Annotated in this window: 2 protein-coding genes; one reads left to right on the top strand and one right to left on the bottom strand. The window is 60.0% G+C overall.

The window, feature by feature from the left end; translation table 11 throughout:
* Positions 1 to 1,606 (top strand): response regulator (locus ACLP2E_RS18055; protein WP_442466723.1); only part of this gene is annotated, 1,606 nt, incomplete at its 5' end.
* 513 nt (positions 1,607 to 2,119) lie between these two features.
* Here ACLP2E_RS18055 and ACLP2E_RS18050 read toward each other — a convergent pair.
* Positions 2,120 to 2,518: cation transporting ATPase C-terminal domain-containing protein (locus ACLP2E_RS18050; protein ID WP_442466722.1), on the bottom strand; the 399-nt coding region annotated here is incomplete at its 5' end.

Here is a 2,518-nt window from a genome sequence, read left to right as displayed (position 1 = left end):
CATGCTCAATGCGCTGCTCGACATCAACCAGATCGAAGCCGGCGTGGTACGCCCCGAAATGGCGCTGTTCCCGGTCAATGACCTGCTGGTGAAACTGCACGACGAATTCACCTATCAGGCCCAAGCGAAAAATCTCAGCCTACGCGTGGTTTCCTGCGGCCTGTCGATTTGCAGCGATCCCCGCCTGCTCGAACAAATGGTGCGCAACCTACTGTCGAACGCCCTAAAATATACCAAAACGGGCAAAGTGCTGCTGGGCTGCCGTCGCCGCAAGGGGATGCTGAGCATCGAAGTCTGGGACACCGGGATCGGCATTCCCGACGAGGAAATTCAGGCGATTTTCGAGGAATATCATCAAATCGGCAATGAGGCGCGCGAGCGCAGCCTCGGTCTCGGCCTCGGTCTCTCCATCGTACGGCGGATCGGCAACCTGCTTGGCCATCGCGTGCGCGTGCGTTCGCATCATGGCAACGGCTCGGTCTTCGCCATCGAAGTCGCGCTGCCGCAGGTTGCAACGACGCCAAAGCTTGCGGGCCTGGGCCAGGATAACGGCCTTGCAAGCGGCGACAAGGCGGCACGCAAGGCCGCGATCCTGGTGGTCGAGGACGATCCCGAATTACGCGAGCTTTTGTCGCATTCTCTCAATGCAGAGGGGCATCGGGTGGCGCGCGCCTATGACGGGAGCGAGGCGATGCAGCTGGTGGAGCGCGAAGACTTCCGACCCGACGTCATCCTCGCGGACTTCAATCTACCCAACCGCATGAACGGGCTCGAAGTGGTCGCCAAGGTTCGGGAAAGGCTTCATCGCAGCATTCCGGTGATCATTCTGACCGGCGACATTTCGACCAGGACATTGCGCGCCATAGCGGACGCCGACTGCGTGCTGCTCAACAAGCCCGTGAAACTGGACGATGTGACGCTGGCCGTTCAACGCGCGCTGGCGTCGAAACATGCGAGGCCGGACGCCAAGCTTCCACCGCCCGTCGAAAAGGCTGAGGTTCCGGGGCCGCCCGTCATTTATGTCGTCGACGATGACCATCGCGTGCGCGAGGCGATACGCAGTGTGCTCGAAGACGATGGGCGGACCGTCGAGGATTTCGGCGATTGCGAGGCGTTTCTCGCAGCCTACCGACCGGGCCGGGAAGCCTGCCTGCTGATCGACGCCTATCTGCCGGGAATGAGCGGGCTCGAATTGCTCAAGCGGCTGAGCGACCAGGGCCATCGGATGCCGGCGGTGATGATCACCGGCAACGCTGACGTGGCGATGGCGGTTCTGGCGATGAAGGTCGGCGCGTCGGATTTCATCGAAAAGCCGATTGGCCGCGAAGAGCTGCTGGCCAGCGTCGAGCGCGCGTTGGAGCATTCGCAGGATGCGAGCAAACTGATCGCCTGGAGGGACGCCGCCGCAAGTCATCTGGAAGGCCTCACGCAGCGGCAGAAGCAGATCATGGGGCTGGTTCTAGCCGGTCATCCGAGCAAGAACATCGCGGCTGATCTCGGCATCAGCCAGCGCACGGTCGAAAACCATCGCGCCGCGATCATGAAACGGACCGGCGTGAAATCGCTTCCCGCGCTGGCGCGCCTGGCGGTCGCCGCGGTGAAGTGATCGCCGCCGCCAGGATCAAGAACTACGATTTAGTCGAATACGCTCATGGCGATGAGGAAATTTTATGCGCCTCGCTAGATTCAGGCGAAAGAACCACGCATCGGACGGCGCGAATTTGCACGACTCCGGCCGAGTCGATCCAGTGCTATCGGAGCGGGTTTTTTCGTTTGTCCCCGATGGCTGGTTCGATGAAGGGCGCACGAATCGACCTTCGAACAAACAAAAAGCATGTTGCAAACGGGAGCTCGGTTGCGACGGTCTTGCTCCTGTGGACGGCCGCTTTCGAGCCGACTTGAGCTATTGAATCGATGTCGGTCGGATGACCATAATTGGCGCCGAGCGGCCGCCAAACGTCGATTGCGAACCGCTGGAATCCGCCCGCGAAATCGACTCGTTAGCAAACCCTTTGGCCAGACGCCGCGGCAAAATTGAGTCGCTCACAAAATTATGGGATTCATGAGACGCACGGAGCTTCATCCCCGCACGTTGGCGTCCAGAGTCTTCGCCGAACCGCTACTTCGTAGCTTGCGAGTACGGACCCGCTAGACAATGATAGAACACGTACTTTGTCAACTCGACGAGTCCGAGATATGCGACCGTCGCGACGGCGAGGAACACGAAGTAATACGGCGGAAGGGTCACAAAGCCGAACCAGGCGCCGCAGTACGGTAGAAACGGAAGCGCGATCGCCAGGGCGACCGTCCCTATGTTCATAAGCGTGAGAAACTCGCCCGGCTTGCTGCGAAAGAACAGCCGCCGTGTCCGGATGCAGAAGACGACCAAGGTTTGGGTGACCATCGATTCGACGAACCAACCCGTCTGAAACAAGCCCTGGCCGGCGTGAAACAGGCTCAGCATTGCCCAGAAGGTTATGAAATCGAAGATGGAGCTGACGGGACCGAAAACCAGCAT

The organism is Rhodoblastus sp. (genome assembly GCF_052145335.1).
GTDB lineage: Bacteria > Pseudomonadota > Alphaproteobacteria > Rhizobiales > Beijerinckiaceae > Rhodoblastus.
Note: the sequence above shows the minus strand (reverse complement) of the source record. Positions and strands in the feature narration are given on the sequence as shown.